The sequence below is a fragment of the Paenirhodobacter ferrireducens genome (genome assembly GCF_004022265.1).
GTDB classification, from domain to species: domain Bacteria; phylum Pseudomonadota; class Alphaproteobacteria; order Rhodobacterales; family Rhodobacteraceae; genus Rhodobacter; species Rhodobacter ferrireducens.
The window spans coordinates 1-615 of sequence record NZ_SAVB01000061.1 but is presented as its reverse complement, the minus strand read 5'-3'; the positions used below and the strand labels follow the sequence as shown (position 1 = coordinate 615).

The following is a 615-nucleotide window of genomic DNA, read 5'->3' as shown; positions in this document are numbered from 1 at the left end:
GGCGGCGGCGCTTTCGTCCTTCAGTGCAACGCCGGTCGCGCCGAGCTGACGCGCGGCACCGACCAGCCAGGCAAGGCGATCGGCCGCAGCCTCCGGGCCAAGCCCGCCATGGCCATGGATGTTCGACACGCAATTGCGCGCGCTGTCGCGCAGCCCCACCCGCGGCGCCAACGTCAGATAGGCGCCAAGACTGTCCGCCACCGTCAGCCCCGGACGCTCGCCGATCAGCATCAGCACCATCCTCGCTCCGGTCGCCGCCCCGATCGCGTCGCCAAGCGCCACCCGCGCCCCCTCGGCCAGGATCACCGGCACCGCGACCAGCTCGGGCAGCCGCGCCACCAGCGCCGCCACCAGCGCCGCCGCATTCGCCGCGACCCCGCGCGCCGACAACCCGTCGCCGATCACGATCAGCAGCGGGCAATCGAGCCGCGGCAGATCCGTCCCCGGGGCCAGCTGCCGGCCAAGATCCGGGCGGCGCAGATAGACCGCCCGCTCGCTCGCCGCGCTCGCCACCCGCAGCGTCGCAAGCGGCGCCAGCGCCCGCGCCAGCACGTCCCAGTCGACCCGACCGTGGATCGCGTCGCGCGCTGCGGCGTGGTCCTCCTGAAAGGCCAG

The 615-nt window shown here is 74.6% G+C and carries 1 protein-coding gene; it reads right to left on the bottom strand.

The genetic code is table 11. The annotated features are described in order from the left end of the window. On the bottom strand, nucleotides 1-615 hold a 615-nt coding region (locus EOW65_RS19855), incomplete at both ends, for an ethanolamine ammonia-lyase subunit EutC (RefSeq protein WP_164880185.1).